Here is a 14,524-nt window from a genome sequence, read left to right as displayed (position 1 = left end):
GTCTCCGGCGCGGTGCCTGGCATCGTCCCTCCGGTACGCGAGAGACTGAGCAGGCTCGACAAGTGGGGAGGCACACCGTGCGCGACGTCAGGCTGGTACACCTCAGCGACGACGGCACCCATCTGCTCCTGACTCACGAGGGCTCGGGGGAGGAGTTCGCACTCAAGATCGACGACCGGCTCCGCGGAGCCGTGGTGAGCGATCGGGCGCGGCAGGGTTCGGCCCCCCTGGAGAAGCAGAGCCGGCTCCGACCCAAGGAGATCCAGGCGCGGCTGCGTGCCGGTGAGTCGTCGGAGTCCGTCGCCGCGGCCGCCGAGGTGCCGATCGAGCGGATCCTGCGCTACGCCGGTCCCGTGCTTGCCGAACGCGAGTACACCGCCGGACAGGCCCGCCGCTGCGCCCTTCGCCGTAACGGCCGCGAGGGACCGGCGCAGATCCTCGACGAGGCGGTCGGCAGCCGGCTGGACGCGCTCGGCGTCGGTCGCGACCACGCCACGTGGGACGCCTGGCGCACTCCCGAGGGGCGCTGGGCGGTCACGGTCACCTTCACGTTCGAGGGCGAGGAGCACCGCGCGAAGTTCAGCTATGACCCACTCGGCCGGGTCGTCGTCACCTCCGACGCCAAGGCGCGTGCCCTGGTGGGTGAGGCGCCGATGGACAGCATCGTCCCTCCGCCCGCCGCGCCGGCCCCGTCCGAGCCCGCGGCCGAACGGCAGTCGCGTGAGGCGCACCGGCTGCGGCTCGCTCCGCCGCCGGACGACGCCAGGCCGGACACAGAGGACACCATCGACCTCTCACACAGCATCGGCCGCCAGGTCGCCGCCGGGCAGGGCCCGCGTGTGGTGCCGGCGCCGAGTGCCCGCGGTACCGCGAACGAACCCGACGACCTCGCGCCGGACGAGGTTCCCGACCTGAACGAAGCACCGGACACCGAGCAGGCGGCAGCGTCCGCGCCGGCGGACGAACTCCCGCCGCCCCCGGCACCGGCCGCCTCGGACGGGCGGGCCCGCGATTCCGAAGTCGAGGTCGTCCCCGAACCCGAAGCTGTCGCCGAGCCCGAGGTATCTGCCGAGAGCGAGCCGGCCGTGGAGAAGGAGCAGCCCGCGCCGGAGCAGCCTGCTCGTCGGCGGGCGGCGGAGGCCCGGCGCCGCCGGGCACGAGCGGCCGGCGGCAAGGGCAAGGGCCGCAGCGCTGTACCCAGCTGGGACGACATCCTCTTCGGCGGCGGCCGCGGTTCGGAGTAGTCCCCCCGGCGTCTGCTTCGTCCTGGGCGATCCTGGGCCGGGTGGGTTCGTCCCCGGCTGCGCTGGACATCGTGTCCGGATGCTGGACGCCATGTTCGGCCGGGCCGGAATGCTGGCAGACTTCGGCCATGCGTTCTGGCGTCCTGCACCGCTGTTGTTGTTGCTGCTGACCTCATCCGGTCCCGCGGCCTGCCGCCGCAGCATCAACCAGCATCTTCGAGGACGCCCGCGATGGATTTCGCTGCCTGGACTCGCACTCTTTTCGACCGCGGCCTGCGTGTCGTGCCGCCGAGCCACCCCGTCCCGGTGCGGCTGTGGGCACTGCCCCCGGTCGGCGGCCTGCTGCACTTTCGGTGCCACGGAACGACCGTGGACCTCGAGCGGTACGCCGAGGATGACGTTCTGTTCGCCGACCCGGCCGGCCACTGCGACTGCGGCTGCGGTCAGCACCTGCCCGCCCCGCAGGCGCCGCCCCGGGTGGTGCTGCGGGCCGGCGCGGTTGCCGTCGACGGCGCGCGCTACGACGGCGCCGCCGAACACGGCTGGCGCGGCTACGAGGCCGGGCTGCTGTCCGTGGACGCGGCCGCGGGGCTGTTCGAACGACTGCTCGCCGAACTCGCCCCGGGTGCCGGCACGTCCGCCGGCTCGCCCGCGGCGTGGACGTCAGCCCCGGTCCGGGCCGGTGGCCACCGGCCGCTGACGGTCGGACACCCAGTCTGACCAGGAGCCGACGTACAACCCGGCGCGTACGCCGGCCAGCTCCAGCGCGAGCACCTGCTGCGCCGCACTCACTCCGGAACCGCAGTAGGTGCCCACGCCGCATCCGCCCTCGGCCGGGTCCACCGCAACCGGCGCCGCGTGGTCCCCGGACACGTCGTCGCCTGGCAGGCCGTCCGCCGGCGACTCGATCCCGAGGGCCGCGAACCGCTCCCGTAGTCGGGCGGGGTCCAGGAACCGGCTGTCGGCGTCGAGGTTCGCCGCGGTGGGAGCGCTCAGCGCACCGGGGATGTGGCCACCCACGGGGTCGACGGGCTCGGTCTCGCCGCGGTAGCGCTCGCCCGCCCGGGCGTCGAGCAGCAGGCCGGACCGGGCCAGCCGGGCCGCCTCGTCCGCGCCGAGCGCCGGCATGCCACCGGGCCGGGCAACGAAGTCACCCGCCGCCTCCATGGCAGCCGGCTCCCCCGTCTCGACCGGCTGACCAGCCCGCACCCAGGCGGCGAACCCGCCGTCGAGCACGCGTACCGAGCGGTGCCCGAAGTACCGCAGGCACCACCAGGCGCGCGCGGCGCCGAAGCCGTCGGGTGCGCCGTACACCACCACGTCGGTGTCGGTGCGTACGCCGAGGTCACGCATCGCCGCGGCGAACACCTCCGGGGCGGGCAGGGGGTGCCGCCCACCGCCGGCGGGGTCGGCGGGCCCGGACAGCACGGTGTCGAAGTCGACATAGCGCGCACCGGGCACGTGCCCGGCCTGGTAGACCTCGCGGGCCGGTGGGCCGGTCAACGTCCACCGGACGTCGAGGACGACGGGCGGGTGGTCACCGGCAAGCCAGGTGGCCAGGTCCGGCACGGAGAGGATCGGACTCATGGCGGCCAGTCTCCCAGGCGGTGGGCCGGTGATCGACTGGTGTCCGGCGATCTGACAGGCTGGCTGCCCGGCGGCATCGAGCGCCGGCCGCCGAGGAGGGTTCGATGCCGACATCCGCGTTCCCCCGTCCGGTCGGGTGGTGCCGGCTGCGTCCCGGTGATCGGGCGGTGGTGGTGGCGCCGTCCGGACCGCTGGTACCGGAGTATCTGGACAAGGGCCTCGCCGTCCTCAGCTCCTGGGGCCTGGAGGTCGAGGTCGCCCCGCACGCCCGCGACCGGCACCCGACCTTCGACTACCTCGCCGGTGCCGACGCCGACCGGGCCGGTGACCTGACCCGTGCCTGGTGCGACCCGGGCGTGGCCGCGATCTTCTGCGCCCGCGGCGGGTACGGCGCGCTCCGTATCCTCGACCTGCTCGACTGGGACGCGATCACCGCCGCCTCGCCGAAGGTGTTCACCGGCTCCAGCGACGTCACCGCGCTGCACCAGGTGATCGGCTCCCGGCTCGGCATACCAACGGTGTTCGGGGCGATGGTGGGGACAGCGTCGTTCGTGGACGACCCGGCGGCCCAGGAGAACCTCCGCCGGCTGCTGTTCGAGCCGGATGCCGGCCTGGTGCTGTCCGGCCCGCTGGCGCAGCCCATGGTGCCCGGCCGGGCACGCGGGCGCACCGTCGGCGGCAACCTCAGCCTGGTCGTCTCCGGACGCGGAGTGCCCGACGTCGCGCCGCCACCGCCGGGGTCGATCGTCCTGCTCGAGGACGTCACCGAGGAGCCGTACCGCATCGACCACTTCGTGACCCACCTGCTGCGTGCGGGGTACTTCGAGGGAGTGGCCGGGATCGCGCTGGGCTCGTGGGTGGAGTCCGGCGACCTGGAGACGGTGCGGGCGGTGCTCGCCGACCGGCTCGGCGGGCTCGGCGTACCCGTCATCTGGGAGCTCGGTTTCGGGCACTGCCCGGCACAGCTCTCGGTCCCGCTCGGTGCGGAGGTGGAGCTGGTCGCCGACCCCGGGAGCGGGGTGGCGCAGTTGAACCTCACCGAGGCCCTGGGCTGACGAGAATCACCAACCAGACCAAGCAAGGACGAAGCGAGTACGAAGCGAACCTGAGCGAAGGGGCGGACGTGACCGGAATCGACGAGGCCAACACCAACGCGACCGAGCAGCACGTCGACACTTCGCCGGCCCACCGGCCGGAGGAGGGCGTGGAGGACCTGTGCGCCCGGCTGATCCGCTTCGACACCACAAACCGGGGGCCCGGGGATTCGGCGGGTGAGCGCGAGGCCGCCGAGTACGTCGCGGGCGTGCTCACCGACGCGGGCCTGTCCCCCACACTGCTGGAGTCCGCGCCCCGGCGGGCCAACGTCGTGGTCCGCATCCCCGGCACCGACCCGGCGGCGGAGGCAGTGCTGGTCCACGCCCACCTCGATGTCGTACCCGCGGATCCGGCCGAGTGGTCGGTGCCGCCGTTCTCCGGTGAGATTCGCGACGGCCTGGTGTGGGGCCGCGGCGCGGTCGACATGAAGGACATGTGCGCGATGGTGCTCGCCGTGGTGCGGTCGTGGTCCGCGGCCGGTCTGCGGCCGCGGCGCGACGTCGTGGTGGCGTTCGTCGCCGACGAGGAGGCGCACGGCGACTACGGCGCGAGCTGGCTGGTCGACGAGCACCCGGACCTGTTCGCCGGCTGCGCCATCGGGATCAGCGAGTCCGGCGGGCACTCCTTCGACGTGGACGGCGTGCGCCTGTATCCGGTTGCCGCCGCCGAGCGCGGCACCATCCACCTGCGGCTCACTGCCCGCGGGCGGGCCGGTCACGGCTCCCGCCCCAATCCCGACAACGCCGTCGTCCGGCTGGCGCACGCGCTCGCCCGGATCGCGGCGTACGAGTGGCCGGTCCGGCTCACCCCGACCGTGCGGGCCTACCTCGAACGCACCGGCGCGGCGCTGGGCGTCGACGTCGACCTGGCCGACGTCGACGCCACGATCGACCGGCTGGGCAAGGCCGGGGCGCTCGCCGCCGCGACGGTCCGGGCGACGGCGACGCCGACGATGCTGGACGCGGGCTACAAGATCAACGTCATCCCCGGCACCGCGCACGCCAACATCGACGGCCGCGCGCTCCCGGGCACCGAGCAGGAGTTCCTGGACACCATCGACGAGCTCCTCGGGCCCCACGTCGAGCGGGAGATCCTGGACTACACCGAGGCAGTGTCCGCGCCGATCGACTCGCCGTGGTTCGAGGCGATGGCCGCAGCGTTGCGTACGCAGGACCCCGACGCCGTGGTGGTGCCGTACTGCATGGGCGGCGGCACCGACGCCAAGTCGTTCGCCCGGCTCGGCATCGCGGGCTACGGCTTCTCCCCGCTGCGGCTGCCGGCCGACTTCCCGCTCCGGGGCCTGGCGCACGGGGTCGACGAGCGGGTGCCGGTGGACGGTCTGCGGTTCGGGGCGCGGGTGCTGGACCACTTCCTGCGTACGGTCTGAGGCCCGCTGCGGGGCCGCGTCCCGGCCCGGCCGGTCCGGAAGGCTCCGCGTCAGGCGGACGCGCCGAACGGCAGGACGTCCGGCGACGGCGATCCGGCTCCCGCGGCGTGCGCGGTGACCCGCCGGCGATGGTGGCGCCGGCACAGCACCTCGTACCCGATCTCCAGGGTGGCTCCCTCGTCGGTGTCGCCGACCACGACCTGCTCCCCCTCGGTGACCATCACTCCGGCCACCGTCCGGGCGTTGTGGGTGCCGCGGCGACCGCACCAGCACAGGGCCTGCACCTGCAGCGACTCCAACCGGTCGGCGAGTTCGACCAGCCGCTGGCTGCCCTCGAACAGCCGGGTGCGGAAGTCGGTGAGGATGCCGAACGCGTAGACCTCGACGCTCAGCTCGTCCACGACCCGCCCGAGCTGCTCTATCTGCGCAGCGGAGTAGAACTGCGCCTCGTCGCAGATGAGGTAGTCGATACGCGCTCCCGCGGTCATCTCGGCGACGACGTACTGCTGGAGGTCGAGGTGCGGGCGTACCTCCACGGCGGGCACGGTGAGTCCCAGCCGGCTGGACAGGGTAGCCGCGCCGGCCCGGTCGTGGCAGGTGAACAGCCGTCCCGCGAGGCCGCGTTGCCGGGCGTTGTGGTCCAGCTGCAGGGCAAGCGTCGACTTGCCGCAGTCCATGGTTCCGGTGAAGAAGACGAGGTCGGCCACGGCGGGCCATCCTCGCCTATCGACCGCGCCGGGTGGTCGGCGGGGGCGAGTGGTCGGCTGAGGGCGATCACCCGGTCAGTCGGCCACCACCAGCGGCACCAGCATCTCCTCGGCGGTGAGCGAGCCGTGCCAGCCGACCATCAGCGGCTCCATCGGGAAGTCCCGCCTGCACTCCACCGCCGTTTCGTCCAGCGCGGCGATCACCACGTCACCGATTCGCGGGCGCACGCGGTCCTCCACCTCGCCGAACCACCCGGTCGCGATCGCCTCGTCCCGGCCCAGTACGAGGGCCCCGTCGCCGAGCCGCTCCCGCCACGTCGCCACCACGTCGCCGGCTGCTCCCTCGTGGGTGTAGAGGTATCGCAGCCGCGGGTCGCCGCCGACCATCCGCACACCGGCGCGCAGCTGCGGCGCGGAGTCGACGTCCACCCGGCGATCCGGCGCCACGTCCAGCATTCCGTGGTCACCGGTGACCAGGAGTACGACGTCGGCCGGCAGCGCCGAGCGCAGCCGGGCGGCGAAGTGGTCGAGCGCGGACAGCTGGTGCCGCCACGCGGGAGAGTTCACGCCCGCGCGGTGGCCGGTCCAGTCCAGGTCACCCTCGTACAGGTAGACCAGGCTGCGGTCTCCGCGCCGGCTCGCCTCGACTGTTCCCGCCGTGGCCTGCCCGGCGCTGTCCGCGGGGACGAACTCCCCGCCGCGCAGCCCGGCCACCGTGATGCCCGAGCCCCGGAACGCCTTGCGGGACACGGTGGTGACGGCCACTCCGGCCTGGACGCCGCGTTCGAACGCCGTCTGGTGCGGCTGCCACACCAGCGGCTCCACCGTGGTGTCCCAGCGCAACGTGTTGAGCAGCCGGTCGGTGCCCGGGATGGCCATGGTGTAGCCGACGATGCCGTGCCGGCCCGGCGGGAGCCCGGTGCCCAGGCTCGCCAGGCTGGTGGAGGTGGTGGACGGCGCGCCCACGGTCAGCGAGCGCCTGATCCGGCCCTCGCCGGTGAGGAACGGCGCGTCCTCTGCGTGGCGGTGCAGGAGGTGCCAGCCCAGCCCGTCGACGAGCATGACGACGTACCTGTCCGACGGCGGCAGGCCGAGCAGGTCATGCTCGCCCTCGACTCCGAGGGCGGCGAGGGCGGACGGCACCACGTCGGACAACGCGCCGGCGCCGTAGCGCGGGAGCACCAGATCCGACGCAGCCGAGGCAGGCAGCGGAGCCGAGGGAGGCAGCGGAGCCAACGGGGCCGGCGTACCCGGCCCGCCCCCCTCCGGCGAGGTCATCGAAACTGCGGCGGGCGCCGGGTGAGTACGGACAGTTCCTGCGCGAAGCCGAGCAGCCTGCCCACGGCGTCGCCGCCCTCCACCGCCGAGCTCACCCGCACGGTGAGATCGTCGGAGGAGAACGTGCCGGTGTAACCGTGGTCGGCCTCGCAGTTGGGGTCGGCGCAGGTGGCGGGCTCCAGGTCGAGCCGGCCCATCGCGCCCCAGCCGATGGTGAGGATCGCCTCGTGAACGGCGCCGCCCGGCTCGTACGCGGCCGGGTTGGCCACCACCCGGCTCACCACGATCGAACTCACCCGGTCGATGGGCACCGCCTCGGTGGAGGCGGTGGCGTACGGCGTCGGCAGGGTGTCGTCGGCCGGGTGCTCGTCGGTGTGGCCGAGGACCAGCCTGCTCGGCGTGAGGACGAGCACCGTGATGTGCCGGCGTACCTCCTCGGAGTAGAACGTCGGCTCGTGGTGGACGAAAAAGGAGACGACCCGTTCACCGGCCAGACAGGTCTCCAACGCGTCGGCGACGACGTCCGGGTAGTAGCCACTGCGGTCGATGGCCGCGCGCAGCCCCTGCGTCGCGCTCGCGGACTCACTCATGCGGTCATCCTTCCACGCCTGCCTCGAGGGCAGCGTCCTACATGCGGATCGGCGCGGCAATCCCCAGCAGCGACAGTCCGGTGGCCAGTACCCGGGCGGTCACGTCGCACAGGACGAGGCGGCTGGTCCGGGTCGCCTCGTCCTCCGCGCGCAGCACGGGGCAGCGCTCGTAGAACGACGTGAACGCGGTGGCCAGGTCGAAGAGGTACCCCGCGATGCGGTGCAGCTCCACCTCCTCGACCGCCTTGTGCAGCACGCCCTCGAACTCGGTGAGCCGCAGGGCCAGGGCGTGCTCGGCCGGGTCGGCGAGCACCACCTTGGCGCCGGCCAGGCTCGCCGGGTCGATCTCGCCACGCCGGAAGACGGAGTGGATCCGGGCGTGGGCGTACTGGAGGTACGGCGCGGTGTTGCCGTCGAAGGACAGCATCCGGTCCCAGTCGAAGACGTAGTCCTTTGCCCGGTCGTTGGACAGGTCGGCGTATTTCAGCGCGCCGATGCCCACGATCTGGGCGACCTCGGCCTGCTCCTCCGCGGACAGGTGGGGGGCCTTCTCCGCCACTACCGCCGCGGCCCGCCGGACCGCCTCCTCGATCAGGTCGATCAGCTTGACCGACTCACCGGCCCGGGTGCGCAGCCGCTTGCGGTCCGGGCCGAGCACGACGCCGAAGCCCTGGAACTCCGCCCGCGCGTCGGCACCGAGCCAGCCGGCCTCCCGGCCGGTCTGGAACACCAGCTCGAAGTGCAGCCGCTGGCCGAGGTCGGTGATGTAGACCAGCCGGCGGGCCTTCAGGTCGTGGACGCGGTGGCGCAGGGCGGCCAGGTCGGTCGTGTCGTACCCGAAACCGCCGTCGCTCTTGCGCAGGATCAACGGCATCGGCCCGCCGTCGCGGCCGGTGAAGCCCTCGGGGAAGGCACACAGCGCGCCCTCGCTCTCCCGGGCCAGCCCGAGCTGGACGAGCTCGTCGATCACCGAGGCCAGCTGGTCGTTGTAGCTGGACTCCCCCGCGATGTCCGCAGGCGTCAGCAGCACCGACAACCGCTCGTAGACGGCGGCGAAGTAGCGCTCGGACTCCTCCACCAGCACCCGCCACAGGGCGAGCGTCTCGGGGTCGCCGCCCTGCAGAACGACCACCCGGCGGCGGGACCGGTCGGCGAAGTCCGGGTCGGCGTCGAACTTCGCCCGGGCGTCGCGGTAGAACTCACCGAGGTCACCGACGGACAGCTCCTGTGCCGTCTCGCCGGCGCCGAGGTCGAGCATGTGCTCGATCAGCATGCCGAACTGCGTGCCCCAGTCGCCGATGTGGTTCTGGCGTATGACGTCGTGGCCGAGATGGCTCAGGAGCCTGGACAGGGCGTCGCCGATGATCGTCGAGCGCAGGTGCCCGACATGCATCTCCTTGGCGACGTTCGGGCCGGAGTAGTCGACCAGGACCCGCTCCGGCTCCGGAATCGTGGCCACCCCGAGCCGTTCGGTGTCGGCCGACATCTGCTCGACCAGCCCGGAGAGCGCCTCGTCGGCGACGGTGAGGTTGACGAACCCGGGCCCGGCGATCTCCGCGTTGGCGACCAGTTCGCCGAGGTCGGCGCGCTCCAGCACCTCTGCCGCCACCTCGCGCGGCGGGCGGCCGAGCTGCTTTGCCAGGCGCAGCGCGCCATCGGCCTGGTAGTCGGCACGGTCGGAACGGCGCACCGCCGGATCGGCGGGCGATCCCGCCACGTCGGCGAAGGCACGGGCCAGCTTCTGCGCGAGCAGCTCGGGAAGGTCGGTCACAACACGTAAGGATCGCATGCCCACCCACCCGGAAGCACGCGGCGGGTCACTTGGCGGTGCGCTACCGTCCGTGCCATGGCGTACGACGGAAATGTGAAGGTTGGGGGCGCCCCAGCGGTCCGCGAACTCGCCGGGCTGACCCTGACCAAGATCTCGGTGGGCCCGATGGACAACAACGCCTACCTGCTGCGCTGCCGGGAGACCGGCGAGCAGGTCCTGATCGACGCGGCCAACGACGCCGGCACGCTGATCGACCTGCTCGGAGGCGCGCCGCTGGCCCGGGTGATCACCACCCACCGGCACGGCGACCACTGGCAGGCCCTGGCCGAGGTCGTCCACCGGACCGGCGCGGCGACCGCCGCCCACGTCGACGACGCGCCCGGCATCAGGGTGCCCACCACCGAGCCGCTGCACGACGGCGACGAGGTACGCGTCGGGTCCTGCGTCCTCACCGTCACCCACCTGGTCGGGCACACGCCCGGCTCGGTGGCGTTGTGTTACGACGAGCCGGGCGGGCGCCCGCACCTGTTCACCGGTGACAGCCTGTTCCCCGGCGGGGTCGGCAACACCCACGGGTCGAAGAAGGACTTCACCCGGTTGATCGACGACGTGGAGCACAAGCTGTTCGACCGCCTGCCGGACGAGACGTGGGTCTACCCCGGCCACGGCGCCGACACCACGCTCGGTGCCGAGCGGCCCCACCTGCCGCAGTGGCGCGCCCGCGGCTGGTGAGAGCGGCGGCTTCGGCTCAGGCGGGCCTGCGGACGAACGACCGCAGCAGGGCGTACGGATAGGGGCGGGTGAACTCACTTGCCTCGTCCAGCCGGGCCATCTCCGCAGCGCTCAGTGACCAGCCGGCCGCGCCGAGGTTGTCGTCGAACTGCTCCAGTGTGCGCGCGCCGATGATCGGCGCCGTCACCCCGGGCCGTTGCACGAGCCAGCGCAGTGCGACCTGCGCGGGCGAGTGACCTGTCGACTCGGCGATGTCGTGCAGCGCGTCCAGGACGGTCCAGGTGCGCTCGTTGGCGTAACGCTCCCAGCTCTCGCCGTTCTCGTTGCCGCTCGCCTCGTCGACGCGGGAGCCGGTCACCGCACCGCCGGCGCCGCGGCGGTACCTGCCGGACAGCCAGCCGCCGCGCAGCGGGCTCCAGGCGATCAGGCCGAGGCCCTCGCGCTCGCAGACGGGGACGAGTTCGAGTTCGGCGTCGCGGTCGAGCAGGTTGTACAGCGGTTGCAGGCAGGCGAACGGCTCCCAGCCGTTGTGCCGGGCGACGTCGACCGACTTCTGCAACTGCCAGCCGGTGTAGTTGCTGGCTCCGACGTACCGGACCTTGCCGCTTTGCACCAGCCGGTCGAGGGTGCCGAGCGTCTCCTCCATCGGCGTACCGTCGTCGAAGACGTGCACCTGGTACAGATCGATGTAGTCGGTGCCGAGTCTGCGCAGGCTGGCCTCCACCGCCGCCATGATGTGCTTGCGGCCGGCGCCGGTGTCGTTCTGGCCCGCGCCCATCCGGCCGTACACCTTGGTGGCGAGCACGATGTCGTCGCGGTTCGCGGACGACAGCCAGCGGCCGACGACCTCCTCACTGGAGCCGGCGCCGTAGACGTCGGCGGTGTCCACGAAGGTCCCGCCGGCTTCCACGAAGCGGTCCAGCATCTTGTGGCTGGTCGCCTCGTCGGTGGACTGTCCGAACGTCATGGTGCCGAGGCAGAGTTCGCTGACCCGCAGGCCTGTGCGGCCGAGATAACGGTGTTCCATGAACCGAAACCTACGGGCGGATCAGCCCGCGCGGACGAGCCGATCGCGAGGTCGATCACCGGACCAATTCGGCCTGTCGGGCCTGGTGGGCGGCCTCGCCGCCGGCACCCTGAGCCGGCTAGGAACGACCGCGCCCGCGACCGGCCTTCCGCCGGAAGCGCTCGGACGCACCGGACAGGATCGGCTCGCCATGGCCGAACACGGCCTTCTCGAAGTCGAGTTCCCCGAGCCGGCGGAAGCTCCGCGCGGCCGCCGGCATGTCCTCGGTGACGATCTCCCCTGCCCGGCCGGCGGACGAGCGGATACCGGCGAGGTGGACCGCCGCGTCGCCGACGAGGAGCGTTCCGCCGTCGCGTTCGAGCAGGAACGACAGATGCCCGCGGGTGTGGCCCGGTGTGTGGATCACCCGGATCCCGCCCGCGAACGGCAGCCGCTGCCCCTCGTCGACCTCGACGTCGACCGGCGCGGGCTCGGGTTCTCCGCCCCGGGCGTTCATCCGCGCGACGAGGGGACCCAGCACGCGGGCGACGATGCCCTCCCACTGCGGCCACTGCCGTGGAGTGTCGCCACGCACCACACCCGCGTCGATCGGATGGGCGTATACCGAAGCACCAGTACGCCGCACCATCGCGGCCAGGCCCCCAACGTGGTCGGAATGGTGGTGCGTCACCAGGATGTGGCGGATCTGCGCCGCCTCCCGGCCAAGCTGCCGCAGGCCCTCGGCAATGTCCTCGTCGTCCTTGCGTTCGCCGGTGTCGACCAGGACGAGGCCGTCGTCGGACTCCACGACGTAGGAGCTGACGAACCCGTGCTTGATGCGGTAGACGCCCGGAACCACGGTGGTTGCCTTCATTCGCACCACGGTAGGGCAGCCGGCGCCGGCGCGTGGCCGGTCCGAGCCCTTGGGTGTCCTTCCGCGGAGGAGTGGCCGGGAAATATCTGCGGCGACGTCCGGTTGTGCGCAATCCGTTGACGCGGCTCGGCAGGTGGGATAACGCTGAGCGCGACATCGCGCGGCGTGGGCCGGTGCCGCGTGGCTGACGGGGAGGTCAGTGATGCGCCGGAGCTTTCCGAGGAAGCCCAGGAAGTCGCGGTCCCTGCGCGTGGGCGTCGCCACCGCCGCCGTGGCGGCCGCGGCACTGGCGATGAGCGGCGTACCCGCCGTCGGCGCCCGGGCGTCGGTCCAGGGTGCAGGTGTCCAGGGTGTCCAGGGCGGGCAGGGCGGGCAGAGCACTCAGGGCTCAACCACAGCAGGGGTTTCGGCCTCCGGCCAGGCGGCGTTCGTTCGGGCCGCTCGGGAGTACGCCGTACCTCTGCCGGTGTTGCTCGGTGTGTCCTACCTCGAGACGCGCTGGGACGCCCACCAGGGACGGCCTTCCATGGCAGGCGGCTACGGCCCGATGCACCTCACCGACCTGGCCGCGGCCACGGCCCGCGACGGCGCACCGGCTCCGGGGGAACGCGGCGACCCGTCGCGCCCGGGCGCGACGAGGGTGCCCCGTGGCCCGGCCTTCCAGACCGTCGACCTCGCCGCGCGGTTGACCGGCCTGGGCAAGGCCACCTTGCGCACCGAGCCGGCCGCCAACATCCGTGGCGGTGCGGCGGTGCTCGCGGAGTACCAACGCCGGTTGGGCGGAGCGGGCGCCACCGACCCCGGTGACTGGTACGGCGCGGTCGCGGCGTACTCCGGCGCCACCGAGGAGACCACGGCCCGCTCGTTCGCCGACGAGGTTTACGCCCAGATCCGGAAGGGCGCGACCCGCACGACCGACGACGGCCGGCGGGTCACGCTCGCGGCGACCGGCGTACGTGCGGACCGGAGCTGGCTGCGCAAGCTGGGCTTGCACACCGCCACGAACGCAGCGGAGCAGGTGGAGTGTCCCGCCGGCCTCGGGTGTGAGTGGATTCCCGCGCCGTACCAGGAACTCGGCGACGGCGACTACGGAAACCACGACCTCGCTGACCGGCCGAACAGCCAGAAGGTGCGCTACATCGTCATCCACAGCACCGAGGGCAGCTACGCCGGCACCATCAGGCTTGCCCAGGACCCGACCTACGTCAGCTGGCACTACACCTTGCGCGACAGCGACGGCCACATCGCCCAGCACGTAGCCACCAAGGACGTCGCCTGGCACGCGGGCAACTGGTACGTCAACGCGAAGTCGATCGGACTGGAGCACGAGGGCTACGCCGCGCGCGGCGACTGGTTCACCGAGGTGATGTACCGCAACTCCGCCTCCCTGGTGCGATACCTCGCTGCGAAGTACGACATCCCGCTGGACCGCCAGCACATCCTGGGCCACGACAACGTTCCCGGCGTCACTCCCGGTCTGGTGGAGGGAATGCACTGGGACCCGGGCCCCTACTGGGACTGGGCCCACTACTTCGAGCTCCTCGGCGCACCGTTCACCCAGAACGCCTCCTCCGCCGGTGGAGTCGTGACCATCAAGCCGAACTTCGCGACCAACCGGCCCGTCTTCACCCACTGCGAGGACAACCCCGGCCCGCCGTCAGAGGGACGGCCGCGCCGCTGCCGGGCCTGGCCGTCGTCGGCAGTGCTCCTACACACCGAGCCCCGTCAGGACGCTCCCCTGCTCCGGGACGTGGGCAGCAACCCGCCCGACGGTGTGAGTACGACCAACGTCGCCGACATCGGCAGCCGGGTCTCCACCGGTCAGCAGTACGCCGTCGCGGAGGTGCGTGGTGAGTGGACCGCGATCTGGTACCTCGGCCAGAAGGGGTGGTTCTTCAACCCGGCCGACGCTCCGCGTGCGGTGTGGACGAAGGCGACGCTGGTGAAACCCAAGCAGGGAAAGGCTTCGGTGCAGATCTACGGCCGCGCCTACCCCGAGGCCGCCGCCTATCCGCCGGACGTTCCCGTGCAGGCGTTGGTGCCGTTGCAGTACACCTGGCCCGCCGGGCAGGACTACGTGCTCGGACTGCAGGCGGAGGCGGAGTACTACCGTGCGGTGACCTTCGACCCCGCCGACCACCAGGTCATCCGTGGGCAGATGCGTTACTACCAGGTGCAGTTCGGCCACCGGGTCGGCTACGTGCTCGCCGACGACGTCGACCTCGTGTCTCCCACCGGCTGAACCACGAGGCT

Annotated in this window: 13 protein-coding genes; 6 read left to right on the top strand and 7 right to left on the bottom strand. The window is 72.4% G+C overall.

The annotated features are described in order from the left end of the window. The first annotated feature begins 77 nt into the window (after positions 1 to 77). Both sepH and BLU27_RS19405 read left to right on the top strand, forming a co-directional pair. Entirely contained in the window at positions 78 to 1,244 is a 1,167-nt protein-coding gene (gene sepH / locus BLU27_RS19410) for a septation protein SepH (RefSeq protein WP_157728694.1), read from the top strand. Between the two features lie 231 nt (positions 1,245 to 1,475). Beyond that, a complete protein-coding gene (locus tag BLU27_RS19405; protein WP_092655092.1) occupies positions 1,476 to 1,964 on the top strand; it encodes a hypothetical protein in 489 nt (162 codons plus the stop codon). Here the strand turns inward: BLU27_RS19405 and BLU27_RS19400 are convergent. Further along, positions 1,908 to 2,831 carry a sulfurtransferase gene (locus tag BLU27_RS19400; protein WP_092655091.1) on the bottom strand — a complete coding sequence of 308 codons (924 nt, stop codon included), beginning with the start codon at positions 2,829 to 2,831 and terminating at the stop codon, positions 1,908 to 1,910. The genes BLU27_RS19405 and BLU27_RS19400 overlap by 57 nt on opposite strands. A gap of 104 nt (positions 2,832 to 2,935) precedes the next feature. Between BLU27_RS19400 and BLU27_RS19395 the strand changes: the two genes are divergently transcribed. Both BLU27_RS19395 and BLU27_RS19390 read left to right on the top strand, forming a co-directional pair. Then, on the top strand, positions 2,936 to 3,886 hold the full coding sequence (locus BLU27_RS19395) for a S66 peptidase family protein (protein WP_092655090.1): 951 nt from the start codon (positions 2,936 to 2,938) through the stop codon (positions 3,884 to 3,886). 68 nt (positions 3,887 to 3,954) lie between these two features. Beyond that, complete coding sequence (locus BLU27_RS19390) at positions 3,955 to 5,313, top strand: M20/M25/M40 family metallo-hydrolase (RefSeq protein WP_479683686.1); 1,359 nt, start codon at positions 3,955 to 3,957, stop codon at positions 5,311 to 5,313. A gap of 50 nt (positions 5,314 to 5,363) precedes the next feature. On the opposite strand, the gene BLU27_RS19385 is transcribed toward BLU27_RS19390, so the two are convergent. The 4 genes from BLU27_RS19385 to argS form a co-directional block, all read right to left on the bottom strand. Beyond that, positions 5,364 to 6,020, bottom strand: coding sequence for a thymidine kinase (locus BLU27_RS19385; protein ID WP_092655089.1), 657 nt, complete (start codon positions 6,018 to 6,020; stop codon positions 5,364 to 5,366). A 75-nt stretch (positions 6,021 to 6,095) separates the two neighbouring features. After that, positions 6,096 to 7,256 carry an alkaline phosphatase family protein gene (locus BLU27_RS19380; protein WP_241827520.1) on the bottom strand — a complete coding sequence of 387 codons (1,161 nt, stop codon included), beginning with the start codon at positions 7,254 to 7,256 and terminating at the stop codon, positions 6,096 to 6,098. A 38-nt stretch (positions 7,257 to 7,294) separates the two neighbouring features. After that, complete coding sequence (locus BLU27_RS19375; RefSeq protein ID WP_092655087.1) at positions 7,295 to 7,888, bottom strand: DUF5998 family protein; 594 nt, start codon at positions 7,886 to 7,888, stop codon at positions 7,295 to 7,297. A 37-nt stretch (positions 7,889 to 7,925) separates the two neighbouring features. Then, complete coding sequence (gene argS, locus BLU27_RS19370) at positions 7,926 to 9,659, bottom strand: arginine--tRNA ligase (RefSeq protein WP_197681497.1); 1,734 nt, start codon at positions 9,657 to 9,659, stop codon at positions 7,926 to 7,928. 75 nt (positions 9,660 to 9,734) lie between these two features. Here argS and BLU27_RS19365 point away from each other — a divergent pair, with 75 nt between their 5' ends. Beyond that, on the top strand, positions 9,735 to 10,391 hold the full coding sequence (locus BLU27_RS19365; protein ID WP_092655085.1) for an MBL fold metallo-hydrolase: 657 nt from the start codon (positions 9,735 to 9,737) through the stop codon (positions 10,389 to 10,391). Between the two features lie 16 nt (positions 10,392 to 10,407). Here the strand turns inward: BLU27_RS19365 and BLU27_RS19360 are convergent, their stop codons facing one another. Together BLU27_RS19360 and BLU27_RS19355 are read right to left on the bottom strand one after the other, a co-directional pair. Beyond that, positions 10,408 to 11,418: an aldo/keto reductase gene (locus BLU27_RS19360; RefSeq protein ID WP_092655084.1), complete on the bottom strand. Its 1,011-nt coding sequence runs from the start codon at positions 11,416 to 11,418 to the stop codon at positions 10,408 to 10,410. Between the two features lie 118 nt (positions 11,419 to 11,536). Beyond that, positions 11,537 to 12,271: an MBL fold metallo-hydrolase gene (locus BLU27_RS19355; protein ID WP_092655083.1), complete on the bottom strand. Its 735-nt coding sequence runs from the start codon at positions 12,269 to 12,271 to the stop codon at positions 11,537 to 11,539. 202 nt (positions 12,272 to 12,473) lie between these two features. Between BLU27_RS19355 and BLU27_RS19350 the strand changes: the two genes are divergently transcribed. Then, positions 12,474 to 14,513: an N-acetylmuramoyl-L-alanine amidase gene (locus tag BLU27_RS19350; RefSeq protein ID WP_241827519.1), complete on the top strand. Its 2,040-nt coding sequence runs from the start codon at positions 12,474 to 12,476 to the stop codon at positions 14,511 to 14,513. Positions 14,514 to 14,524: the final 11 nt, after the last annotated feature.

The organism is Actinopolymorpha singaporensis (assembly GCF_900104745.1).
GTDB lineage: Bacteria > Actinomycetota > Actinomycetes > Propionibacteriales > Actinopolymorphaceae > Actinopolymorpha > Actinopolymorpha singaporensis.
This window is presented reverse-complemented; position numbering and strand designations above follow the sequence as displayed.